This is a genomic window from Methylorubrum rhodinum, from assembly GCF_014199935.1.
Classification (GTDB): domain Bacteria; phylum Pseudomonadota; class Alphaproteobacteria; order Rhizobiales; family Beijerinckiaceae; genus Methylobacterium; species Methylobacterium rhodinum.
In genome coordinates, this window is record NZ_JACHOP010000006.1 from 50799 (window position 1) to 73172 (window position 22374).

Here is a 22374-nt window from a genome sequence, read left to right on the forward strand (position 1 = left end):
CCAATGGGCCCTCCGTCGAGTGCGTCGCGCCCGGGGGCCGGGCCTACGAGGGACCGATCACCGCGTATCGGTGTCTGCGGCCGCGGCTCGCGGCCCCCAGGCGCCCAGCGTCGCGAGGTTCTCGGGCGCCAGCGTCTCGTCGAGTTCGGGCAGATCCGCGGTCTCCGAACGCGGGGCGATGCCCGCCGCCGCGAGCGCCCGCGCCATCGACGGGTCCGCGCGCATCGCGGCGAGCCGCGTCCGGTCGAGGGCGGCGAGGCGGCCGCGCTCGAACCGGGCATAGACCCGGCCGCTGTCGCGCTCGGCGAAGCGCACGGTCTTGAGCCGGCGCAGGATCGCCCGCAGGAAGGCGGCGTCGCGCTCCGGCTCCGTCCCGCCGCGATGGACCTCCTCGGGGCGGCGCGCGCCGATATCGATCCGGCGGTAGCGCTCGATTGCCATGAGGGCGCGCGCGTCGAGGATCGTCATCTCGCCGTTCCGGCCGAAGGCGATGGTGAGCGGCCGCGCGCCCTTCGGCACGCCGTTGTCGAGGAATTCGAAGAACACCGCCCGGTCGCGGCGCAGGGCCCAGGTGAAGAACAGCCGCGGCATGCCGGTGAAGGCCTCGACGTTGTGGGCGAGCAGATCCTCCACCGCCTTGTAGCGGCCGAACTCCTCGCCCCGTTTCCAGGCCCGCTCCACCGTCTCCTCCGGCGGCGTCACCATGAACTGCAGGTAGACCCGCTGGCCGAACCGGGTCAGCAACTGGCCGGTGCCGTCCCCGTCCGGCTCGGTCGAGAAGCTGTCGAAGCGGAAGCGGTCGATCAGCAGGTGCGACAGGCGCCCCGCCGCCGCCTTGGCGGTGATGTGCCGGTCGAGCTTGGCGTCGACGATCTCGACCTCGTGGCCGGCGAGCGGCCCGGCATAGCGGCGCTGCTCGCCCAGACCGTCGTAGTCGAGCAGGAACTTGCGCCAGACGTCCGGGGTGACGACGGCGAAGTCGGTCCAGCCCGCGCCGATCCGACCGGCGAGGTCGCGCTGGTAGGGCCGGATCGTGCTCTTGCCCGAGGCCGAGGCGCCCTTCACCGTCATGACCACCGGCTCGGACTGGGGTGCGAGCTGCCGGTAGCCGTGGGCCTGCACCACCTCCGCCATCCACGGCTCGATCAGCGCGCCGATGCGGCGGCTGCCCTCGCGGTTGGCGATGAGGATCAGGGCGAGCCGCGCCAGCAGGGCGCGATCGCGGATCAGCGTGCCCTGCCGGGCGATCACCGCGGAGACGACCGTGCGCAAAGCGTCGCGCACCGCGCCTTCGAGCCCCTCCTCGCAAGGCGTGTCGCGTCGCGCATCGAGCCGGGCGAGCGCCCGCGCCTGCCAGTCGCCCTGATGGGGCGGGAGGCTGCGCTTGGGCGGCAGCAGGCCGAGGAGCCGCCGGGGCGGGGGCGGCTCCGTGGGCTCGTCGAGAAGGACGAAAAGTTCGTGCGCGAGCAGCGCCTCGGCCTCGGCGCGCACGGCCTCGAGGGCGGCCTCGACCTCCGCCATCCGCGGGGCGACGCCCTTGCGCAGGATCGTGGCGACCATGGCGCGGAAGTTGACGCCGAGATCGGCATAGACCTCGCCGACCGGCACCGAGAGGTCGGCCATCACCCGGATCAGCACCTCGTGCACCGCGAGCCGTTCCGCCCGGAACGGGGCGAGGCGGGTCGCGGGCAGGCCGCAAAGATCGGACAGTTCCAGGATTTCGGCGAGCGGCAGCGCCACGTTCTCGGGACGGAACAGCGTGGCGAGCGGCGTCAGGGCCCGCGGCAGGCCGGGTTCGAGGCCGGGATTCCAGGCGTGGAAGGCCGGCTCGCTCCCCTGCTCGGTCACGGGCGCCGGGGAGGCCATCGATCGTCCTCCCCGAATGACAAAGAATCAGGCCGCCGAGGCGGTGTCGATCGCCTCGAAGCGGATCTGGTAGCGGTCGTCCCAGAGCGTGTCGGCCCGCGTGGTCCACTCGGCGTCGAAGAACAGCTTGGCGCAGAAGGTGCTCTTGAAGATGCACACCGCGATGATCCGCTCGTCGAGCACGCGGATGTGGCGGCTCTCCAGCCCCGCGGCGATGCCGAGGCGCGGCAGCATGTCGACGCTCGACATCCCGAACTCGTTCTCGCCGGGAAACACGATCGGGCATTCGACGACGGCCAAGTGCTTCATCTCGTGCGTCATCTCGGGGGCCTGTTGCGACGGGGACGGGGAATCGGTGGTCATGAGGCGGCTCCTGAGCGCTCGCCCGCGGGTTCGCCGGTCCGCGCTCCGGCGCAATCCCAGATGCTCAGGATGGCGCTGACGCGGCAGGAATCCATCAGGGCGATGTGATCGACCTGCCGGTCGCAGAAGGCGCGCAGGCGCTCCTGCGCGGAGGCGCCGACATCGACGGCGGGAAAGTCGTGATCGGTGATGAGCCAGACGCTGCGCCCGTAGACGTCCGGTCCGTCGGCCGCGACCGCGCGGAAGACGTCGCGCTGCGTCAGGAGGCCGATCACCGGCGCATCGACCGTCTCGCTTTCGACCACGACGAGGGCACCGGTGCTGGGCTGGGCGAGCAACTGCATCGCCTCCGCCACCGAGCGATCGCGGTGGATGGTGCGGATGCGGGCTTCCTGGCGGGCTCCGTCTCGATGCACGGCATCTCGGCCCATCGCTGCAGGCACGGCGCTCCTCCGGTCGGGACGCTCTGGCGGCGTCCATCCTCCGACTCTGGTATACAGAATACCTGTTGTCAATTCTGGATTTTGAATTATGGTGCCGCTCGGCCGGGCAGCACGAACGAGCCGACGGTTTAATCCGACTTCTGCCGAATTAACTTGCCGGCTTCCCGCCCGCCTCCGCACGCCCCGTTCCCGGGGTGGGGGCCACCGGCCGACGCAGCCCGGACAACCGGGCGCATCACCTGGAGAGACGTCCATGTCCACATCCCTCGCGCCACCCGCGTCACCCCCCGTGAACCGCTGGCTTCAGCTCGTCCTCGGCATCGTCTGCATGTGCATGATCGCCAACATGCAGTACGGCTGGACCTTCTTCGTCAACCCGATCCAGGAGCGCCACGGCTGGGACCGCGCCGCGATCCAGGTCGCCTTCACGATCTTCGTCGTCACCGAGACCTGGCTGGTGCCGATCGAGGGCTGGTTCGTCGACAAGTACGGCCCGCGCGTCGTCACCCTGGCCGGCGGCCTGCTCTGCGGGCTTGCCTGGGTGATCAACGCCTACGCCGACTCTCTGTTCATGCTCTATGTCGGCGCCGCCATCGGCGGCACGGGCGCGGGCGCGGTCTACGGCACCTGCGTCGGCAACTCCCTCAAGTGGTTCCCGGATCGCCGCGGCCTCGCGGCGGGCCTCACCGCCATGGGCTTCGGCGCGGGCTCGGCGCTGACCGTGGTGCCGATCCAGGCCGTGATCCACCACTACAGCTACGAGCACGCCTTCTTCTGGTTCGGCCTCGGCCAGGGCCTCGTGGTGATGCTGGTCGCCCTGTTCCTGTCGGCCCCGAAGAAGGGCGACGTGCCGACCATCGCCCGCGTCAGCCAGAGCCGGCGCGACTACGCCCCCTCCGAGATGGTCCGCACCCCGATCTTCTGGGTGATGTACGCGATGTTCGTGATGATGGCCGCCGGCGGCCTGATGGCCACTGCCCAGCTCGGCCCCATCGCCAAGGACTTCCACATCGCCGACACCCCGGTGAGCCTGCTCGGCATCACGCTGCCGGCGCTGACGTTCGCCGCCACCATCGACCGGGTGCTCAACGGCGTGACGCGTCCGCTGTTCGGCTGGATCTCCGACCATATCGGCCGCGAGAACACGATGTTCCTCTCCTTCGGCATCGAGGGCGTCGGCATCTACATGCTGAGCCGGTTCGGCCAGGACCCGTTCATGTTCGTGATCCTCACCGGCCTCGTGTTCTTCGCCTGGGGTGAGATCTACTCGCTGTTCCCGGCGACCTGCGGCGACACCTTCGGCTCGAAGTATGCCGCGACCAACGCCGGCCTGCTCTACACGGCCAAAGGCACCGCGGCGCTGATCGTGCCCTACACCAGCGTGCTGACCACGATGACCGGCTCCTGGCACGCGGTGTTCCTGGCGGCGGCGGCTCTGAACATCATCGCGGCGTTCATGGCGATCTTCGTCCTCAAGCCGATGCGCCAGGGCTACACCAGGGCGCAGGCCGCGGCCGAGGCCGAGGTGAAGCCGGTGACCGCCCACTGACGGGAGATGACCCGGCCGGCACATGCCGGCCGGTATGGACGACGCGCGCCGCGGCGGAGACGCCCGGCGCGTTTTTCGTGAGACGGTCAGAAGTTGCCGGACGGCCTCGACGCCACCGCTCAGGGACGACCGCGCAGGGAGGCCGGCTGACCCGGCAGCGCAAGCCGAAAACCGGTCTCCCGGATCGTCTCTCCCTCGATCCGGTACACGCCGAGACTGCGATCGGTGTAGTTGCCGATATAGACGTAGTCGCCGCTCGGGTCGAAGGCGATGCCCTGGACCACCGCGCCGGCCGGGGCCTCGCTCAGATAACGCAGCCGTCCCTCGGGCCCGATCCCCACGAGCACGGCGGCGCTGCCCGGGGTGTAGGCGGGGCTCGCCTGCGGCGCTGCGGAGCCCTTCACCACGGCGATGGCCGCCCGGCGCCCGTCGGGGCTTATCGCCAGGGTCTCGGCGGTGTCGCCGATCCCGATGTGATCGAGCACGACCGGCCGCGCGGTGCCGGCCCGAAGCAGCGCGACCGTGTCGACATGGCCGTCGCTCGGCGCCGGGCCGGTGTTGCCGGAGAGCGCGAAGGCCCCGTCCGGCGTCACCTCCAGCCCGTAGGTGCCGGGGCCGACCGGCATGTCGAGGGCGGGATCGTGCCGCCATTGTCCGTCCGCGAGGGTGAGGATTCCGACCGTGCCGGCCTTGTTCTTGGCGACGTATGCCCGCCGTCCGTCCGGAGCGAGGGCGACCGCGGCGGCTTCAGCTCCGACATCTACCTCGGCCACGACGCGCACGCTTCGGCCCGAGATCGCCAGGACCGACACGCTGCGGCCCTCGCGGTTGGCCACGAGCGCGACATCGCCGGCCTTGGAGATCGCCAGGCCCGAGGGCTGTCGGCCGACGCGAATCGTCTCGATCAGCGCGGGCGGCTCGGCGGCGAGATCGATCACGTGCAGGCGGTCGTCTCCTTGCGCCCACCAGCTCTCGCCCTCCTGCCGCATGGTCACGGGGCTGGTGACGAGGCCGAGGCGGCCGTCCGGCGTGATCTGCAGGTTGGTCGGCGGCCCGTAGACGGACGTATCGAGCCCGAGCACGTGGGCCAGCCGCGGCCGGGCCGGGTCCGCGATGTCGATGACGGCGAGTCCATCGTGTCCGTTCGGCCCGTTCACCGAGCCCTCGGCCCGGAAGAAGGTCTTCCCGTCGAGGCCCGCGATCAGGAAGGAGCGCTCCTCCGCCGCCCGGGCATCCCCGGCGAACAGCAGGGCCACCGAGAGCAGGCCTGCCTGCCAGCATGGACCCACCGGCTTTACCTCGCCCTTGCCGAACATGCCGCGATGGTCCTCCCGCACCGAAAACGGACGATGATCCAACAGGATGCCCGTCTGGGGATCTTGCCGCGAACGTTCGGCCGGTGGTGCCATCCATACGAAATGGTGCTGCGCCGCGCACCGGCGAGAGCAAGGCCGCGTGCCCCATCGCTCGGGCGTCGGGCATGACAGCACGTGCGAAACGCTTTTTTATTCCTGGTATATTGTATGCCTTGCGCCATTGTGCATGATGCCGCCCCGAGGGGCCGAACCGGACACCACAAGAGGAATACCGGGATGGAACGCCAGACGGCACGCGAGGCGGCGCAGGACGCCCCCTCCGCCAAGTGGTGGCAGCTCGCCTTCGGCGTGCTCTGCATGGCGATGATCGCCAACCTGCAATACGGCTGGACGCTGTTCGTCGATCCGATCGACCAGACCCACCATTGGGGTCGCGCCGCGATCCAGCTCGCCTTCACCATCTTCGTCGCCACCGAGACCTGGCTGGTGCCGGTCGAGACGTGGTTCGTCGACCGCTACGGCCCGAAGATCGTGGTCTGCTTCGGCGGCGTCATGATTGCCCTGTCCTGGGTGCTCAACGCCTACGCCGACTCGCTCTTCCTGCTCTACACGGCGGCTGTGATCGGCGGCATCGGCGCCGGCTCGGTCTACGGCACCTGCGTCGGCAACGCGCTGAAGTGGTTCCCGGACCGCCGCGGCCTCGCCGCGGGCGCCACCGCCGCGGGCTTCGGCGCGGGGGCCGCCGTCACCGTCGTGCCGATCGCCAAGATGATCGCCGCGCACGGCTACGAGCAGGCCTTCCTCACCTTCGGCCTCGGCCAGGGCCTCGTCGTGGTCGCCCTGTCGTTCCTGCTGCGCAAACCCTCGGTCGCCGTGCCGGTGACGCGCAAGAGCCTGCGCCTGCCCCAGACCAAGGTCGACCGCACCCCGAAGCAGGCGGTGCGCACCCCGGTCTTCTGGACCATGTACGCCATGTTCGTGATGGTGGCCTCCGGCGGCCTGATGGCGGCGGCGCAGATCGGCCCGATCGCCCACGACTTCCACGTCGCCGACGTGCCGGTGAGCCTGTTCGGCCTGCAGATGGCCGCGCTGACGCTCGCGATCTCCCTCGACCGCATCCTCGACGGCTTCGGCCGTCCGTTCTTCGGCTGGGTCTCGGACACTATCGGCCGCGAGAACACGATGTTTATCGCCTTCACGATCGCGGCGACCGCCTGCCTCGTCCTGTACGGCTACGGCCGCAACCCGTACGTCTTCGTCTTCGCGACGGCGGCCTATTTCGCGGTGTTCGGCGAGATCTACTCGCTGTTCCCGGCGACCTGCGGCGACACCTTCGGCTCGAAGTACGCGGCCAGCAATGCCGGCCTGCTCTACACGGCCAAGGGCACCGCGGCGTTCCTCGTGCCCATGGCGAGCCTGCTCTCGGCGGCCTATGGCTGGTCGGCGGTGTTCGCGCTGATCATCGCGCTCAACATCACGGCGGCCGCGCTCGCGGTGTTCGTCCTGAAGCCGCTGCGCCGCCGCTATCTCGCGGCCGAGGCCGAGACGGTGGAGGCCGCCGAGGCGACCGTGCGCCTCGCCTGACCCCCGCGACTCCGAGCGGGCCGTCTGAAATCTCCAGACTCCTGCGAACGCGCGGCCTCATCACCCGCGCGTTTCGTTTGACCGTCGAATTGGTATTTGGTATACCAGCTCCGTCGCGACAAGACTCGGAGCCGAAACGTACGGCTCGGCGCTTTCGGGTGCCGCAAATCCAGAGAACGCGGGGTGCCTCCCGGAGGGCCCGCAGGTCCCAAAAAAATCAGCGACGAAGAATTCAAGCCAAAGGGAGAACGCCGTATGACCGTCCAGGCCCAGAACATCGACGCGATCACCGCGGGCGCCGTGCCCCACGAGGAGCCGGCCCTCACCGACGGGTTCCACCTCGTCATCGACGCGCTCAAGCTCAACGGCATCGAGACGATCTACAACGTCCCCGGCATCCCGATCACCGATCTCGGCCGCCTCGCCCAGGCCGAGGGCCTGCGCGTCGTCTCCTTCCGCCACGAGCAGAACGCGGGCAACGCCGCGGCGATTGCCGGCTTCCTCACCAAGAAGCCGGGCATCTGCCTCACCGTCTCGGCCCCGGGCTTCCTCAACGGCCTGACCGCGCTGGCCAATGCCACCACCAACTGCTTCCCAATGATCCTGATCTCCGGCTCGTCCGAGCGCGAGATCGTCGATCTGCAGCAGGGCGACTACGAGGAGATGGACCAGCTCGCCATCGCCAAGCCCCTGTGCAAGGCCGCCTTCCGCGTGCTGCACGCCGAGGATATCGGGATCGGTGTCGCCCGCGCGATCCGCGCCGCGGTCTCCGGCCGTCCCGGCGGCGTCTATCTCGATCTGCCCGCCAAGCTGTTCTCGCAGGTGATCGACGGCGCGCTCGGCGCCCGTTCCCTCGTCAAGGTGATCGATGCGGCCCCGGCCCAGCTCCCGGCCCCCTCCGCGGTCGCCCGCGCCCTCGATCTGCTCAAGACCGCCGAGCGTCCGCTGATCGTTCTGGGCAAGGGCGCCGCCTACGCCCAGGCCGACGAGGCGGTCCGCGCGCTGGTGGAAGAGTCCGGCATTCCCTACGTGCCGATGAGCATGGCTAAGGGCCTCCTGCCCGACACCCACCCGCTTTCGGCCGGTGCCGCCCGCTCGACCGCGCTGAAGGATTCCGACGTCGTCGTGCTGGTGGGCGCGCGCCTCAACTGGCTGCTCTCGCACGGCAAGGGCAAGACCTGGGGTGAGCCCGGCTCCAAGCGCTTCATCCAGATCGACATCGAGCCGCGCGAGATGGACTCGAACGTCGAGATCGCCGCCCCGCTGGTGGGCGACATCGGCTCCTGCGTCGAGGCGCTGCTTGCCGGCATCCGCAAGGACTGGAAGGGCGCGCCGCAGGGCTGGCTCGAGACCATCCGCGGCAAGCGCGAGGCCAACATCGCCAAGATGGCCCCGAAGCTGATGAAGAACTCCTCGCCGATGTGCTTCCACTCGGCGCTGGGCGCGCTGCGCACCGTCATCAAGGAGCGGCCCGACGCGATCCTCGTCAACGAGGGCGCCAACACGCTGGATCTCGCTCGCGGCATCATCGACATGTACCAGCCGCGCAAGCGCCTGGACGTCGGCACCTGGGGCGTGATGGGCATCGGCATGGGCTTCGCCGTTGCCGCCGCCATCGAGACCGGCAAACCGGTGCTCGCCGTCGAGGGCGACTCGGCCTTCGGCTTCTCCGGCATGGAGGTGGAGACCATCTGCCGCTACGACCTGCCGGTCTGCATCGTCATCTTCAACAACAACGGCATCTACCGCGGCACCGACACCGATCCGACCGGCCGCGATCCGGGCACCACGGTGTTCGTGAAGGACTCGCGCTACGACAAGATGATGGAGGCCTTTGGAGGCGTCGGCGTCAACGTCACCACGCCGGACGAGCTGAAGCGGGCGGTCGACGCCGCGATGGATTCGGGCAAGCCGACGCTGATCAACGCGGTGATCGACCCGCAGGCGGGCAGCGAGAGCGGCAACATCGGCAGCCTCAACCCGCAGAGCACGCTGAAGAAGAAGACCGCCTGAGGTTTTTTGGCCTCCGCTCCTGAGTGAACCGGACCGCGGTGCCGCGAGGCGCCGCGGTCCTCTTCGTTTTACGGTCTTGTCCGCTTTCCGATCGCTCGCCTCGATCACAGGGGCGCTCTCCTCCCCCCCTGCGGGGCGGAGGTAGGAGGTGGGTGGCGGGCAGAAGGCACCGAAGCGGTTCCTCCTGAACCACCCCCACCCCTGGCCCCTCCCCGCAAGGGGGAGGAGAAAGCGCGGCCGGCCTCATCGCGAAAAGTAGCCATGTCCTCCGCGATCGATCCGACCCTTCCCCTCGACCCACGGCTCGCCGGGCGGCTGTCGTTCCTGCCGCGGTTGCCCTCGAAGCCGGCGCTGGGGCCGGGGCGGCACGCGCTCGGGCTGTTCGAGACCCGCGACGCGATCCTGTTCGTGCCCGAGCACGTCGATCCGCGCCTGCCGACCCCGCTGGTGGTGCTGTTCCATGGCGGCGGCGGGCACGCCGAAAAGATCCTGCCGATGCTGGAGGGGCATGCGCAGGCGCGCGGCTTCCTGCTGCTCGCGCCGCAATCGCTGCATCCGACCTGGGACCTCGTCATCGCGGGCAACGGCCCCGACCGCGAGCGGCTCGACCGGGCACTCGCCGAGGTCGCCGACCGCTTCCTGATCGATCCCGGCCATCTCGCCTTCGCCGGACATTCCGACGGGGGCAGCTATGCGCTCTCGCTCGGGCTCACCAACGGCGACCGGGTCAGCCACCTGATCGTCTCATCCGCCGGCTTCCTGTCGGTCCACGTGCAGGCCGGCGCGCCAAAAATCTTCCTGTCGCACGGTACCCGCGACGAGCAGATCGGGATCGACCGCAGCGCCCGCCGCCACGCCCAGCTCCTGCGCAGCGCCGGCTACGACCTCACCTACGTCGAGTACGACGGCCCGCACGCCTACGACCCGTCGGTGGTGGCGCAGGCGGTGGATTTCTTTCTGGGTGACTTCTTCGCCTGAGTTCAGGCCAGCCCGGCGGCGAGGTCCGACGAAACCTCGTCGCCGGCGCGGGCGCGTCCCGCGGCGTCTGTCCGCGACGAGTCCGTGGAGGCTCTGGTCGCGGCCTGCACCACCAGGGTCTCGATCAGGTCGGACTGGGCGACGACGCCGCACAGGCGGTCTTCCGGGCCGACCACCGGCAGGTGGTGGTGGCCGCCGCGGGCCATGCGCACCGCGACCTCGGCGAGCGTCATCTCCGGGCGCAGGCAGACCACGTCGGGCGTCATCACGTCGGCGGCGCAGCCATGCGGGGCGCGGCCGCGGCCGAGCGTGAGCTGCCAGCGCCGGGCCAGACCGAGGCGGGGTCCGCGGCGGTCCCACTCGGCCTTGTCCATCAGGTCGGTCTGCGTGAGCACGCCGAGCACGCGGGCGTTCTCGTCGGTGACGGGCAGCATCTTGATGTGGTGGCGCCGCAGCAGCGCCAAGGCCTCGCTCAGGGGCGCCTCGGGGGCGATGGCGACGACGTCGCGGGTCAGGATCGAGGCGCAGGTCTCGGGCCCCGAGCGGCGTACCAGGGCGCTGAGCTGGGCGCGCCGCAGCAGCGCCTCCAGGTCGCCGCGGCCGATATCGAGCACCTGATCGAAATCCTTGAGCGCCGCGTCGATGTCGCCCGAGGTCAGGCCCATGCCGGAGGAAGGCGCCGGCGCCGCGGGCGCGGCGGCCGGCGCGTGCGGGTAGGAGCGGCCGGTGAGGTTGTTGAAGGCCACCGCCACGCCGAGGATCAGCAGGGTGTTGGCGCCGACCGGCCACAGCACGAAGCCGTAGCCGAGATCGTGGATCGCCGGGCCGCCGAGGACGGCAGTGAGCGCCACCGCGCCGCTCGGCGGGTGCAGGCAGCGGAAGGCCATCATCAGGCCGATGGCGAGCCCGCCCGCGAGGCCGGCGGCCACCAGCGGATCGGGCACGAGGTGGCCGACGCTCACGCCGACGAGCGCCGCGATCAGGTTTCCCCCGACGATCGACCAGGGCTGCGCCAGCGGGCTCGAAGGCACGGCGAAGAGCAGCACCGCGGAGGCGCCCATCGGGGCGATCAGGGCCGGCAGAGCGGCGCCGTTGCCGAGGGCCGCGCGGGCGACGAGCCCGGTGGCGAGGAGCCCGAGGAGCGCCCCGCAGGCGGCACGCACGCGCTCGCGGACGCTGACGGGAGCCTGCTGCGGCAGGAGGCGGCGCAGCAGGGGACGGCTGAAGGATGCATTCACCGGCAGGCACCGTAATCAGGGGCGCGGACGGGCGAAGGGTGTCTCGCGAGCGTGTCGCGAAAAGGCGCCGGAAACAAGAAAGGCCGGGCCGTAGGGCGGCCCGGCCAAGTGACACGGAGGAGAAATACAACCCGGACTCGAACAGAGTCCGGTCAGGCACTCCCGGAGCGGCTCGCCCGACCCGGGAGGATTCTTGGAATGGGGGAACTCACCGATCGGCGACGCATGTCTCGTTGCCGATCAGCCCACGCGCAGAGAGACGGGGCCTGGTGGCGGCGGTCGTCCGCCGGACGCGCGGCACGGAACCTTCGGTCCCGTGCCGCGCAACTTGGCGTTAGACCGCGCGGGACTCGTGCATCGCGGCGATCTGCTCGGGCGAGTAGCCGAGGTCGGCCAGCACTTCGTCGGTGTGCTCGCCCAGCAGCGGCGAGGCCTTGATGTCGACCTTCAGGTCCGAGAACTTGATCGGCGAGCCGACGGTCAGGTACGAGCCGAGCTTCGGATGCGGGACCTCGACGATGGTGCCGCTGGCGCGCAGCGACGGATCGGCGGCGATCTCCTTCATCGACAGCACCGGCGAGCACGGGATGTCGAACTTGCGCAGGATGTCGACGGCCTCGAACTTGGTCTTGTCGGCCAGCCAATCCTCGATGAAGGCGAAGATCTCGAAGATCTTGTCCTGGCGGGCGCGGGCGGTGTTGTAGGCCGGATCGTCGATCCACTCGGGCTTGCCGAGCGCCTTGCAGATTGGGGCCCAGGCATGGCCCTGGATCGTGAAGTAGATGTAGGCGTTCGGGTCCGACTGCCAGCCCTTGCACTTCAGTACCCAGCCCGGCTGGCCGCCGCCGCCCGCGTTGCCGCCGCGCGGCACCACGTCGGTGAACTCGCCGTGCGGGTATTGCGGGTACTCCTCGAGATAGCCGATGGCGTCGAGGCGCTGCTGGTCGCGCAGCTTCACGCGGCAGAGGTTGATCACCGAATCCTGCATCGACACGGCGACCTTCTGGCCCTTGCCGGTCTTGGTCTTGGCGTGCAGCGCCGTGAGGATGCCGATGGCCAGATGCATGCCGGTGTTCGAGTCGCCGAGGGCTGCGGCCGACACGGTGGGGGGGCCGTCCCAGAAGCCGGTTGTCGAGGCGGCGCCGCCCGCGCACTGCGCGACATTCTCGTAGACCTTCAGGTCCTCGTAGTGGTGGCCGTCGGAGAAGCCCTTCACCGAGGCGAGGATCATGCCGGGGTTGAGCGACTGGATGTGGGCCCAGGTGAAGCCCATGCGGTCGAGCGCGCCGGGGCCGAAGTTCTCGACCATCACGTCGGACTCGCGGATCAGCTTCTCGAGCACTTCCTTGCCCTGGGGCGTCTTGGTGTCCAGCGTCAGCGAGCGCTTGTTGGAGTTCAGCATCGTGAAGTAGAGCGCGTCCGCGTCCTCGACGTGGCGCAGCTGGTTGCGGGTCACGTCGCCGGCGCCGGGGCGCTCGACCTTGATCACGTCCGCGCCGAACCACGCGAGCAACTGCGTGCAGGCGGGACCCGCCTGGACGTGGGTGAAATCGATGATCCGGATGCCCTCGAGCGGCTGGGACATGCTGGTGTTCTCCCTGTGACGACTTCGTTGAGTTTGAAGTGAAGTCTTGAAACGAAAGGTCGTGTTCTTGTTTTGACATCTGCTCGCCTGAAGATCAGGCGAGTACGAGGGTGCCGAGCGCTTCCTCCAGTTCCGCCATGCGGCGGCGCAGGCGACGCTCCTCCTCGAAGCGCTCGGTCTCGTCGCGGATGACCGCGACGATCCCGCTGACCTCCCCGTCGGCCCCGAACAGGAGCGAGACGGTGAAGGCGATGGACAGGGTGCGCCCGTCCTTGTGCAGGGCCGGAACCTTGAGCAGCTTGGTCCCGTAGCGGGTCTGCCCGGTCCGCATCGTCTTGGCGTAGCCGTCCCAGTGGCGCCGGCGATGGCGCTCCGGGGTGATGAGGTCCAGCGTCTCGCCCATCGCCTCGGCCTCGCCGAAGCCGAAGATGCGCTCGGCGGCCGGATTCCACGTGACGATCCGGCCGTCCGCGTCGGAGATAACCACCGCATCGCCCAGGGCCTCGACCAGCCCCGAGACGTCGATGGCCGGGGCGAGGGTCTGTGACTGGGATGTCGCCGGAGATGTCGCTGCGGCCATGGCCTCGCGCTCCTTCCCTTCTCCCTGGTCTGCCGGGAGGGCCAAGCCCTCCGTGGCGTCTCGTTGGCATCTGGTATACCAGATACGGAAAGCGGGTCAAGCGACGGGATGACCTGTTGCCCGGCAACAAGACGCGTTGCGGGCGGTTGAGACGAGCGGGGAGACAGGAGCGGCGATGTCGGACAGACCCAGCATCAGCATCCGACAGGTCGAGCGCTTCGCCTTCCGGGTCGAGTTCGGCCCCGCCTTCGAATCGCTGCTGACCGACGAGCCGGTTCCGATCGGCGACGGTGTCGGCCCCTCGCCCGAGCAGGTGCTGATCGCGGCGGTGAGCAACTGCCTGTGCGCGAGCTTCGTCTTCGCGCTCGGCAAATTCCATCAGGACGGCGGCGGCGTCAGCGCCCAGGCGAGCGGGCGGCTCGGCCGCAACGCGGAAGGGCGCCTGCGCCTGGAGGGGATCGACGTCGCCATCGCGCTCGGCGCCGAGGCAGCCTCGATGGACCGGATCGACCGGGTGCTGGAGCAGTTCGAGCGGTTCTGCACCGTCTCCGAGAGCGTCAAGGCCGGCATCCCGGTCTCGGTCTCGGTGCAGGACGGGGTGGGGACGCGTTTGAAATAGCCGCCGATTGAGCGGCGTGACAGGGAGGATTCTTGGGATGAGCGAGACGGCGAAAGAACCGGGCGATCTGGCGCGCCTGTTCCACGCGCGGGCCAATGCCGGCGACGTCGAGGGGCTGGTGGCGCTCTACGAGCCCGGCGCCGTGCTGGCGGCGGGCGAGGTGGTGGCAACGGGCCACGACGCGATCCGCCGCTTCTACACCGACCTTCTGGCCCGCAAGTCCGATTTCCCCGAGCCCGAGACGCTGCCGGCGCTGACGAACGGCGATCTCGGCCTCACCTTCGCCCGGTTGCCGAACGGCTCGTTCTCGGTCGAGGCGGCCCGCCGCCAGCCCGACGGGCGCTGGCTCTGGGCGATCGACCAGCTCAAGATCAAGCCGGCCAAGAAGGACTGAGCGCCTTTCGGGGAAGGACAACTCAAAATCGTGGGCTTGCCCTCGACGCCCGTTTGCCCACTCTGTCCCGGACCTCGCGGGATCGGGGAGGAGACGGCCGTTGCGGAGCGTGAGGGATGACGACCGGGCGATCGGGCAGCGCGTCAAGGCGGCCCGTCGGCGTCTGGGCCTGTCGCTCGCCGACCTCGCCGCGCTGGCCTCGGTGACGCCCGCGCAGATGGAGAAGTACGAGAGCGGGGCGAACCCGCTCTCCGCCGCCCGCCTCGCGACCCTCGCCGAGCATCTCGGGGCGAGCGCCGATGATCTGCTGGGCCTCGGGGCGGTCGAGGCGCCCGATTCCCGCGTCTCGGAGGAGGCACAGTCCCTGGCCGAGGCGTTCGACCGGCTGCCGCCGGGCCAGCTCAAGGACGGCGTCTACCGCCTCGTCCTGGCGGCGGCGGCCGAGAGCCTGCCGCCGCGCCGCGACCCGCATTGAAAGGGGCGGCGGGGTGCGGTCCGGCGGAAGTCGAGAGGCTTGGCGGAACAATGGTCGATTGGATTTTTGATTTTCCCCGCAGACGGGTTAAAAGGTCCGTGAATTGCTTGAATCGGGCGTGACTTCGGCACGCCGCCTCCTGATCCGGTCGAGACCGCGGAGGATCATGTTCTCGTCATGAAGCGCGACCTCAGCCTCACCGAGACTCTCGACGCCCTGGCGGCGGCCCCTCACCTCGACGCCCTCAATCCCATTCTGCTCGACCTGCGCGACGCCTACGGCCTCGCCAACGTGGTCTACCACGCGACCCACCTGCCGGCCTGCCTGCAGCCCAACCCGATCCTGATGCTGTCCTACGATCCGGGCTGGGTCAGCCGCTATGTCGGCGAGGATTACTTCGCCCTCGATCCGGTGGTGCAGGCGGGCCGCACCGGCTTCCTGCCGATCGACTGGGACGGCCTCGACCGCACCTCCGTCGGCGCGCGCCACGTCTTCAAGGAGGCCGACAGCTACGGCGTCGGGCGGCGCGGCATCACCATCCCGATCCGGGGTCCCAACGGCGAGCGGGCGATCTTCACGCTCACCTCGAACATCACCCTCGACGATTGGGTGCGCAACAAGCCGACCTACCTGCGCGAATACCATGCGGTCGCGCATTTCTTCCACGAGCGGGCGGTGCAGCTCAGCGGCCTGCGCGCGGCCCAGCCGCGGCGGCTGTCGCGGCGCGAGCAGCAATGCGTCCAATTCCTCGCGCTCGGGCGGCAGGCCAAGACCATCGCCTACCTGCTCGACATCTCCGAGCCCGCCGTGCGGCTCTATCTCAGGACCGCCCGGCACAAGCTCGGCTGCGCGACCATGACCCAGCTCGTCGCCCGCGCGATCGCCCTCGACCTGATCGACGCCTGATCCCGAACGGGTCGGCAAACGGGGCCTTCCGGCCCGTTTGCCATCGGCCGCTCGGGCCGTCGATCTCTCAATTTCGATAGATTGTCCGGTGCCGGACCTCCGGGAGATCTCCTGACCACAGGAGGTCTTCCCGATGATCAAAATCTTCTCCGGTGCCGACCGCGAGCGGTTCCCCCAAGATTTCGACCAGATGTTCCGTGCCCGCGCGGCGATCTTCAAGGATCGGCTCGGCTGGGAAGTCGATGTCGAGAACGGCCTCGAGATCGACCGCTACGACCGCTGCGACGACACGGTCTACCTCGTCTCGTCCGATGCGGACGGTCATCTCACCGGCTCGCTGCGGCTGCTGCCGACCACCGGCGACACGATGCTGCGTCACGAGTTCTCGGACTTCTTCGACGAGCCCGTCGATGTCGAGAGCCCGACGGCGTGGGAATGCACCCGCTTCTGCGTCCACCCGCCCCGCCATGGCGCGCGGGCGGAGGCGATGCGCACCGTCTCCTCGGACCTGCTGATCGGCCTGTGCGGGCTGTGCCTGGATTCGGGCATCGAGCACATCGTCGGCCTCTACGACGAGCGGATGACCCGCATCTACCAGCGCATCGGCTGGACGCCGGACCCGCTCGCCGAATCGCGCTCCCACCGCGGCCACCTCATCGTCGGCCTGTGGGAGGCCACGCCCCACGCCCTCGATCGCATGCAGTCGCTCTCGACGCGCAGCCGCGTCCTGCCCCTGCGCCAGGCCGCCTGATCCGGCTCCTTCGAGACCCGGGCCGCCCGCAGCCGCGGGCAGCCCTCCACAGCCATCGCCTTCACGGACGCGACGATGCACCCGAACACGATCGAACAGGCCAAACATTTCTTCCGGACCTACGCGGACACGGTCATGCCGCTGCACGAGGCGCTGGTGCGCGCCCTCTGCGACGAGGCCGAGGTGCCCGAGGATCTCGCCCTGATCCTGGAGGATATCGGGCACGATTACGTGGCGCTGTCGGGCCTCATCAACGCGGCGCTCGACGCCCGCCGCACGCCCGAGCCGGCCTGATCGGCGCTGGAGCCTCGGCCCGGTTGTGGTATGAGGGCGGGATGCGTGCCCACCGCCCCTTCTGGCGTGCGCTCGTCGCGATCCTGCAGGTCGCGGCCTTGCTCGCCCTGACGATCGCCGTCCCTGCGCATGCCCGCACGCATGCGCAGGGCGCCGTGGCGGGGCACGGCCACATGCATGTCGATGCGGATCATGCCGGGATCGACGGCCTTTCCGGGCACGCCTCCGAGACCGCCGCCGACGCTTCGGGACCGGCTGGTGACACCCATTCCGGCCAGTGCTGCGGGGTGCATTGCCCGTTCCACATCCCCTTCGTCGGCGGGGCCGATGTGACCGTGCCGCTCCGCTGGAACGCCGAGCCGGCCTTCCGCCGTCCGCGCGACGCGGCCTTCGTCAGCGTCGTCCCCGAAGCGCTCCCCGAACCGCCCCGATCCTTCGCCTGAGAACGGCGCGCCCCGCGCGCCTTCGCGTGGCCGCCCGACCGGGCCGCCGCGCGCGTTCCCGCCCGCGAAGGATCGATCCCCATGCCTGTCTCATTCGTCCCGGCCCTGCGCGCGGTCGCGCTGGCGCTCGGCCTCTGGGCCTCTCCCGCCGCCGCCCACGAGGGCCACGACCACGGTGCCGAGGCATCTGCCGCCCCCACCGCGAACGCCCCGCGGGGCGCATCGCGCAGCGAGGCCTTCGAACTCGTCGCCATCGCCCGCAACGGCCGGCTCAGCCTCTATCTCGACCGGGCCGGCACCAACGAGCCGGTGACCGATGCCACGGTCACCGCCGAGACCCCGGAAGGGCCTGCCGAGGCGACGCCGATGCCGGACGGCAGCTACGGCCTGCCCGCCCACTGGAGCACCCATGCCGGCGAGTACGAGGTGCTGTTCACGGTCACGGCTGGCGGCAAGAGCGACCTCTTCCCGATCTCCCTCACGGTCCCCGAGCCGCCCCCGCCGCCCGCTTCCGACGACGCCTGGGCCACGAGCCTCGCTGCCGCCCACGACTTCCGCCGCCACATCGAGGAGGCCGACCCGCTGCCCTTCGCGGTCGGCGGCGCGGGCTTTCTTCTCGGCGTCGTCGTCACCCTTCTGATGCGCGGGCGCCGCCGCGTCCCGGCCGCCGCCCTCGTGGTGCTGGCGCTCGCCCTGGCGCCCAAGGCCTTCGCGCACGAGGGTCACGAGGGCGGGACGCCGATGGCGGCCCCCGGCGGCCAGGACCTCGCCCGCCGCCTGCCCGACGGGGCGATCTTTGTCCCGAAGCCCACCCAGCGGGTGCTCGCCGTGCGGACCGTGGTGACGGCCTCCGACACCTTGAGCCGCACCGTCGAGCTGCCGGGGCGGATCATCCCCGATCCGAGCGCCAGCGGCGTCGTCCAGTCCTCCGTCGGCGGCCGGCTGGCGCCGCCGGAATCCGGCCGCTTCCCGCGGCTCGGCACGCGGGTCAAGAAGGGCGAAGTGCTGGCCACCGTCACGCCCCCGGTCCAGGCCGTCGACGTGTCCGACATGCGCCAGCGCCAGGGCGAACTGGATCAGCAGATCGCCATCATCGAGCGCCGGGTCGAGCGCTACCGCAAGCTCGCGCCGGGCGGCGCGGTCTCGCAGGTCCAGCTCGACGATGCGCTGGCCGAGCTGAAGGGGCTGGCCGACCGCCGCGCCGCCCTCGACGCCATCCGCCAGCACCCCGAGGCCCTGACCGCGCCGGTCGACGGCGTGATCGCCGAGGCGAGCGCGGTGGCGGGCCAGATGGCGAGCCCCGGCGTGCAGGTGTTCCAGATCGTCGAGCCGAGCCGGCTCTGGGTCGAGGCCCTGAGCTTCGACGCTCTGGCGACCGGTCAGGACGCCACCGCGCGGCTCGCCGACGGCCGGACCTTGCGCCTCACCTTCATGGGCGCGGGGCTCGCCGACCGCAGCCAGGCGGTGCCGATGCATTTCGCGGTTCAAGGCGCCCCGCCGGAACTGCGCACCGGCCAGTTCGTCACCGTTCTGGCGGCCCTCGACGCACAGCAGACCGGGCTGGCCTTGCCCCGCACCAGCGTGGTCCGCGGCGGCAACGGCCAAAGCCTCGTCTACGAGCACACCGCGCCGGAGCGCTTCGAGCCGCGCGAGGTGCGGGTCGAGCCGCTGGACGCCGGCCGGGTGCTGGTGGTCTCAGGGATCGCGCCGGGCAAGCGCATCGTCACGCAGGGTGCCGAACTCCTCAATCAGGTCCGCTGAGGAGGCCCGCCCATGTTCACCCACCTCGTCTCGCAGTCGCTCCGCAATCGCGTCCTCGTGCTCGCGCTCGCGGCCGTCCTCGTCGTCTACGGCGCCTTCACGGTGACCAAGCTCCCCGTCGATGTCTTCCCCGACCTCAACCGGCCGACCGTGACGATCATGACGGAAGCCGACGGCCTCGCGCCCCAGGAGGTCGAGCAGATCGTCACCTACCCCCTCGAGACGCAGATGAACGGCCTGCCCGGCGTGTCGCGGGTCCGCTCGGTCTCGGGCGTCGGGCTCTCGGTCGTCTATGTCGAGTTCGATTGGGGCACCGACATCTACCGCAACCGCCAGCAGGTCGCCGAGCGCCTCGCCCTGGTGCGCCCGCAACTGCCCCCCACCGTCACGCCGATGATGGGGCCGGTCTCCTCGATCATGGGGCAGATCGTGATGGCGGCTTTGAGCGGCGGCTCGGTCTCGCCGATGCAGCTGCGGGAACTCGCCGACTTCACCATCCGCCCGCGCCTGCTCTCGATCCCCGGCGTCGCCCAGGTGATCCCGATGGGCGGCGAGGTGCGCCAGTTCCGCGTCGCGCCCCAGCCGACGGCGCTCCGCGCGCTCGGCGTCACCTACGCTCAGTTGGAGGCGGCGCTGGCGCAGTTCGGCACCAACACCGGCGGCGGCTTCACCGACCAGTACGCCCGCGAATACCTGATCCGGAATCTCGGCCGGACCATGAACCTCGACGACCTGCGCAACATGGTGGTCGCGACCGTGGGAGGCCGGCCGATCTCCCTGCGGCAGGTTGCCGAGGTGTCGTTCGCCGCCAAAGTGAAGCGGGGCGATGCCGGCTACATGGGGGCGCCCGCGGTCGTCATCTCGGTTGAGAAGCAGCCCGGCGTCGATACCGTGCGGCTCACCCGCGAGGTCGAGGCGGCCTTGGCCGACATCACCGCGAGCCTCAACAACTGCGACGGCGGCAAAGCCTCGCCGGTCGCCACCGGGGCCGAGGCGGCGGGCGAATCCTGCGCCTTCAAGGGCGTGCGCGCCGACCGGCTGATCTTCCGGCAGGCCAACTTCATCGAGACCTCGATCGGCAACGTCGAGACGGTGCTGATGGAGGCGATCGTCGTCGTCGCCGTGGTGCTGTTCGCCTTCCTGCTCAACGTGCGCACCACCGCGATCTCGCTCGCGGCGATTCCGGTCTCGATCCTGGCCACCGCCATCGTGTTCCATCTCGCCGGGCTGTCGATCAACACGATGACGCTCGGCGGGCTGGCCATCGCCATCGGCGAACTCGTCGACGACGCGGTGGTGGACGTCGAGAACATCTATCGCCGGCTCGGCGAGAACCGGCGGGCGGGCTCTCCGAAAAGCGTCTTCGCCGTGGTGGTCGCGGCCTCCAACGAGGTGCGCTCCGGCATCGTCTACGCCACCATGGTGATCGTGCTGGTGTTCGTGCCGCTCTTCGCCCTGTCGGGCATCGAGGGGCGCCTGTTCGCGCCCTTGGGCCAAGCCTACATCGTCTCGATCCTGGCGAGCCTCGTCGTCTCGATCACTCTGACGCCGGTGCTGGCCTACTACCTCCTGCCCGGCCTCAAGCGGCTGGAGGAGCACGAGAGCGGCCTGATCCGCGTCCTCAAGCGCCTCAACGCCGCCGTGCTGCGGGTGCTCATCGGCCACGCCCGCCCGGTGATGCTTTTGGCCGCCCTCGCCGTGGCTCTGGCCGGAATCGCCGCGGCCTTCCTGCCGCGAGCGTTCCTGCCGCCGTTCAACGAGGGCTCGTTCACCGTCACCATGGCGTTCAACCCCGGCATCTCGCTCGCCGAGAGCGACCGGATCGGCGGCGTCGCCGAGCGCCTGCTCCTCGACATGGCGGACGTGAAGTCGATCGGCCGCCGCACCGGCCGGGCCGAACTCGACGAGCACGCGGAAGGGGTTCACTCCTCCGACCTCGAAATCGACCTGAAGCCGGGCGCGCGCCCGAAACCCGAATTGATTGCCGACATCCGCGACCGCCTCGCGGTGCTTCCGGTCTCCGTCAATGTCGGCCAGCCGATCTCGCACCGACTCGAACACATGTTGTCCGGCGTCCGCGCCGAGATCGCGCTCAAGATCTTCGGCGACGATCTCGACACCCTGCGCAGCCTCGCCGAGGATCTACGGCGGCGCCTCGCAACAATCCCCGGCCTCGCCGACCTTCAGGTCGAGAAGCAGGTGCTGATCCCGCAACTCGAAATCCGCGTGGACTATGCCCGCGCCGCCCTCTACGGCGTGCAGCCCGCCGCGCTGATTGAACAACTGAGCCGGCTCTCGAACGGACAGGTCGTCTCCCGCGTGGTCGATGGCACCCGCCGCTTCGACGTCGTGATGCGCTTGCCCGACACGATGCGGACCACGCAGCGCCTCGGCGACCTGCTGGTCGAGACCCCCTCCGGCTGGGTGCCGGCGCGCCAGATCGCCGACATCCGCGAGACCGATGGGCCGAACCAGATCCTTCGCGAAAATGCGCGGCGGCGCATCGTCGTCCAGGCCAACACCGTCGGCGGCGCCGACATGGGGGCGATCGTCGGCGCGATCCAAAAGGAGATCGCCGCGACCCCGCTCCCCAACGGCTACGGGACCCGCCTGGAGGGCGCGTTCCAGGCGCAAGAGGAGGCGAGCCGGACCATCGGCCTGCTCTCGCTCCTGTCGCTCGGCCTCGTCTTCGCCCTGCTCTACAGCCGTTACCGCTCGGTGACCTTCACGCTGATCATCCTCGGGAGCATCCCGCTGGCGCTGATCGGCTCGGTGGCCGCGCTCGGAATCGCCGGACAGCCGCTCTCGGTCGCCTCCATGATCGGCTTCATCACGCTCACCGGCATCGCGACGCGCAACGGCATCCTCAAGGTCAGCCACATCCTGAATCTCGCGATCCATGAGCGCCTGCCCTTCGGCCCCGACCTCGTCATCCGCGGCAGCCTGGAGCGGCTCGCCCCCGTGCTGATGACGGCTTTGGCCGCCGGCGTCGCCCTGGTGCCGCTGCTGATCGGCGCCGACGCGCCGGGCAAGGAGATTTTGCATCCCGTGGCGGTGACGATCTTCGGCGGCCTGATCAGCGCGACGCTGCTCGACACGGTGCTGACGCCGCTCCTGTTCCTCGCCTTCGGCCGCGCTCCGCTGGAGCGCCTGCGCGAACAGGCGCGGCACCCGGCCTCCGACCACTCCGAGGGCGCCCCCGCCGGGGCGTTCTGA

20 protein-coding genes are annotated in these 22374 nt (G+C 70.0%); 13 read left to right on the forward strand and 7 right to left on the reverse strand.

Annotation, left to right across the window (positions count from 1 at the left end):
• Nucleotides 1-57: 57 nt before the first annotated feature.
• From HNR00_RS09345 to HNR00_RS09355, 3 genes are read right to left on the reverse strand one after another with little or no spacing between them, the layout of a single operon-like run.
• Complete coding sequence (locus HNR00_RS09345) at nucleotides 58-1866, reverse strand: DEAD/DEAH box helicase family protein (RefSeq protein WP_183568375.1); 1809 nt, start codon at nucleotides 1864-1866, stop codon at nucleotides 58-60.
• 27 nt (nucleotides 1867-1893) lie between these two features.
• The gene (locus HNR00_RS09350) at nucleotides 1894-2229 is read right to left on the reverse strand and encodes a hypothetical protein (RefSeq protein WP_246390478.1); all 336 of its coding nucleotides are present in this window, start codon (nucleotides 2227-2229) and stop codon (nucleotides 1894-1896) included.
• The gene (locus tag HNR00_RS09355) at nucleotides 2226-2645 is read right to left on the reverse strand and encodes a CBS domain-containing protein (RefSeq protein WP_312886025.1); all 420 of its coding nucleotides are present in this window, start codon (nucleotides 2643-2645) and stop codon (nucleotides 2226-2228) included. Before HNR00_RS09355 ends, HNR00_RS09350 begins: the two co-directional genes overlap by 4 nt.
• Nucleotides 2646-2925: 280 nt before the next feature.
• On the opposite strand from HNR00_RS09355, the gene oxlT (HNR00_RS09360) reads away from it, so the two are divergent.
• On the forward strand, nucleotides 2926-4221 hold the full coding sequence (gene oxlT / locus HNR00_RS09360; RefSeq protein ID WP_183568378.1) for an oxalate/formate MFS antiporter: 1296 nt from the start codon (nucleotides 2926-2928) through the stop codon (nucleotides 4219-4221).
• A gap of 119 nt (nucleotides 4222-4340) precedes the next feature.
• Here the strand turns inward: oxlT (HNR00_RS09360) and HNR00_RS09365 are convergent, their stop codons facing one another.
• The gene (locus tag HNR00_RS09365) at nucleotides 4341-5537 is read right to left on the reverse strand and encodes a YncE family protein (protein WP_246390480.1); all 1197 of its coding nucleotides are present in this window, start codon (nucleotides 5535-5537) and stop codon (nucleotides 4341-4343) included.
• Nucleotides 5538-5813: 276 nt separating this feature from the next.
• On the opposite strand from HNR00_RS09365, the gene oxlT (HNR00_RS09370) reads away from it, so the two are divergent.
• From oxlT (HNR00_RS09370) to HNR00_RS09380, 3 genes are all read left to right on the forward strand, one after another.
• Nucleotides 5814-7121: an oxalate/formate MFS antiporter gene (gene oxlT, locus HNR00_RS09370; RefSeq protein ID WP_183568381.1), complete on the forward strand. Its 1308-nt coding sequence runs from the start codon at nucleotides 5814-5816 to the stop codon at nucleotides 7119-7121.
• A 255-nt stretch (nucleotides 7122-7376) separates the two neighbouring features.
• The gene (gene oxc, locus HNR00_RS09375) at nucleotides 7377-9134 is read left to right on the forward strand and encodes an oxalyl-CoA decarboxylase (RefSeq protein WP_183568384.1); all 1758 of its coding nucleotides are present in this window, start codon (nucleotides 7377-7379) and stop codon (nucleotides 9132-9134) included.
• A 261-nt stretch (nucleotides 9135-9395) separates the two neighbouring features.
• The gene (locus HNR00_RS09380; RefSeq protein WP_183568387.1) at nucleotides 9396-10112 is read left to right on the forward strand and encodes an alpha/beta hydrolase; all 717 of its coding nucleotides are present in this window, start codon (nucleotides 9396-9398) and stop codon (nucleotides 10110-10112) included.
• 2 nt (nucleotides 10113-10114) lie between these two features.
• Here HNR00_RS09380 and HNR00_RS09385 read toward each other — a convergent pair whose 3' ends face one another.
• The 3 genes from HNR00_RS09385 to HNR00_RS09395 form a co-directional block, all read right to left on the reverse strand.
• A complete protein-coding gene (locus HNR00_RS09385; RefSeq protein ID WP_312886026.1) occupies nucleotides 10115-11350 on the reverse strand; it encodes an HPP family protein in 1236 nt (411 codons plus the stop codon).
• Nucleotides 11351-11684: 334 nt separating this feature from the next.
• Entirely contained in the window at nucleotides 11685-12935 is a 1251-nt protein-coding gene (gene frc, locus HNR00_RS09390) for a formyl-CoA transferase (RefSeq protein ID WP_183568390.1), read from the reverse strand.
• A gap of 94 nt (nucleotides 12936-13029) precedes the next feature.
• Nucleotides 13030-13515 (reverse strand): PAS domain-containing protein, encoded by a 486-nt coding sequence (locus HNR00_RS09395; RefSeq protein WP_183568393.1) that lies wholly within the window; start codon nucleotides 13513-13515, stop codon nucleotides 13030-13032.
• A 175-nt stretch (nucleotides 13516-13690) separates the two neighbouring features.
• On the opposite strand from HNR00_RS09395, the gene HNR00_RS09400 reads away from it, so the two are divergent.
• The 9 genes from HNR00_RS09400 to HNR00_RS09440 all read left to right on the forward strand — a co-directional run bounded on the left by HNR00_RS09400 (nucleotide 13691) and on the right by HNR00_RS09440 (nucleotide 22374).
• On the forward strand, nucleotides 13691-14134 hold the full coding sequence (locus HNR00_RS09400; protein ID WP_183568396.1) for an OsmC family protein: 444 nt from the start codon (nucleotides 13691-13693) through the stop codon (nucleotides 14132-14134).
• A 37-nt stretch (nucleotides 14135-14171) separates the two neighbouring features.
• Nucleotides 14172-14528, forward strand: a complete 357-nt coding sequence (locus HNR00_RS09405; protein ID WP_183568399.1) for a YybH family protein — start codon at nucleotides 14172-14174, stop codon at nucleotides 14526-14528.
• Between the two features lie 109 nt (nucleotides 14529-14637).
• On the forward strand, nucleotides 14638-15003 hold the full coding sequence (locus HNR00_RS09410; protein ID WP_312886035.1) for a helix-turn-helix domain-containing protein: 366 nt from the start codon (nucleotides 14638-14640) through the stop codon (nucleotides 15001-15003).
• A 177-nt stretch (nucleotides 15004-15180) separates the two neighbouring features.
• Nucleotides 15181-15909 carry a helix-turn-helix transcriptional regulator gene (locus HNR00_RS09415; protein WP_183568405.1) on the forward strand — a complete coding sequence of 243 codons (729 nt, stop codon included), beginning with the start codon at nucleotides 15181-15183 and terminating at the stop codon, nucleotides 15907-15909.
• A 133-nt stretch (nucleotides 15910-16042) separates the two neighbouring features.
• Nucleotides 16043-16660 carry an acyl-homoserine-lactone synthase gene (locus HNR00_RS09420; protein WP_183568408.1) on the forward strand — a complete coding sequence of 206 codons (618 nt, stop codon included), beginning with the start codon at nucleotides 16043-16045 and terminating at the stop codon, nucleotides 16658-16660.
• Between the two features lie 75 nt (nucleotides 16661-16735).
• Nucleotides 16736-16954 carry a hypothetical protein gene (locus HNR00_RS09425; RefSeq protein WP_183568411.1) on the forward strand — a complete coding sequence of 73 codons (219 nt, stop codon included), beginning with the start codon at nucleotides 16736-16738 and terminating at the stop codon, nucleotides 16952-16954.
• 41 nt (nucleotides 16955-16995) lie between these two features.
• Nucleotides 16996-17397 carry a hypothetical protein gene (locus HNR00_RS09430; protein WP_183568414.1) on the forward strand — a complete coding sequence of 134 codons (402 nt, stop codon included), beginning with the start codon at nucleotides 16996-16998 and terminating at the stop codon, nucleotides 17395-17397.
• A gap of 81 nt (nucleotides 17398-17478) precedes the next feature.
• Nucleotides 17479-19158 (forward strand): efflux RND transporter periplasmic adaptor subunit, encoded by a 1680-nt coding sequence (locus HNR00_RS09435; protein ID WP_183568417.1) that lies wholly within the window; start codon nucleotides 17479-17481, stop codon nucleotides 19156-19158.
• A 12-nt stretch (nucleotides 19159-19170) separates the two neighbouring features.
• Nucleotides 19171-22374 carry an efflux RND transporter permease subunit gene (locus HNR00_RS09440; RefSeq protein ID WP_183568420.1) on the forward strand — a complete coding sequence of 1068 codons (3204 nt, stop codon included), beginning with the start codon at nucleotides 19171-19173 and terminating at the stop codon, nucleotides 22372-22374.

Excerpts from the sequence above, each read along its gene's own strand:
- HNR00_RS09420 (WP_183568408.1), top strand. The coding sequence starts at position 16,043 with ATGATCAAAATCTTCTCCGGTGCCGACCGCGAGCGGTTCCCCCAAGAT.
- HNR00_RS09350 (WP_246390478.1), bottom strand. The coding sequence starts at position 2,229 with ATGACCACCGATTCCCCGTCCCCGTCGCAACAGGCCCCCGAGATGACG.
- HNR00_RS09425 (WP_183568411.1), top strand. The coding sequence starts at position 16,736 with ATGCACCCGAACACGATCGAACAGGCCAAACATTTCTTCCGGACCTAC.
- HNR00_RS09440 (WP_183568420.1), top strand. The coding sequence starts at position 19,171 with ATGTTCACCCACCTCGTCTCGCAGTCGCTCCGCAATCGCGTCCTCGTG.
- HNR00_RS09345 (WP_183568375.1), bottom strand. The coding sequence starts at position 1,866 with ATGGCCTCCCCGGCGCCCGTGACCGAGCAGGGGAGCGAGCCGGCCTTC.
- HNR00_RS09405 (WP_183568399.1), top strand. The coding sequence starts at position 14,172 with ATGAGCGAGACGGCGAAAGAACCGGGCGATCTGGCGCGCCTGTTCCAC.
- HNR00_RS09415 (WP_183568405.1), top strand. The coding sequence starts at position 15,181 with ATGAAGCGCGACCTCAGCCTCACCGAGACTCTCGACGCCCTGGCGGCG.
- frc (WP_183568390.1), bottom strand. The coding sequence starts at position 12,935 with ATGTCCCAGCCGCTCGAGGGCATCCGGATCATCGATTTCACCCACGTC.
- HNR00_RS09400 (WP_183568396.1), top strand. The coding sequence starts at position 13,691 with ATGTCGGACAGACCCAGCATCAGCATCCGACAGGTCGAGCGCTTCGCC.
- oxlT (WP_183568381.1), top strand. The coding sequence starts at position 5,814 with ATGGAACGCCAGACGGCACGCGAGGCGGCGCAGGACGCCCCCTCCGCC.
- HNR00_RS09435 (WP_183568417.1), top strand. The coding sequence starts at position 17,479 with ATGCCTGTCTCATTCGTCCCGGCCCTGCGCGCGGTCGCGCTGGCGCTC.
- HNR00_RS09430 (WP_183568414.1), top strand. The coding sequence starts at position 16,996 with ATGCGTGCCCACCGCCCCTTCTGGCGTGCGCTCGTCGCGATCCTGCAG.
- oxc (WP_183568384.1), top strand. The coding sequence starts at position 7,377 with ATGACCGTCCAGGCCCAGAACATCGACGCGATCACCGCGGGCGCCGTG.
- HNR00_RS09395 (WP_183568393.1), bottom strand. The coding sequence starts at position 13,515 with ATGGCCGCAGCGACATCTCCGGCGACATCCCAGTCACAGACCCTCGCC.
- HNR00_RS09380 (WP_183568387.1), top strand. The coding sequence starts at position 9,396 with ATGTCCTCCGCGATCGATCCGACCCTTCCCCTCGACCCACGGCTCGCC.
- HNR00_RS09365 (WP_246390480.1), bottom strand. The coding sequence starts at position 5,537 with ATGTTCGGCAAGGGCGAGGTAAAGCCGGTGGGTCCATGCTGGCAGGCA.
- oxlT (WP_183568378.1), top strand. The coding sequence starts at position 2,926 with ATGTCCACATCCCTCGCGCCACCCGCGTCACCCCCCGTGAACCGCTGG.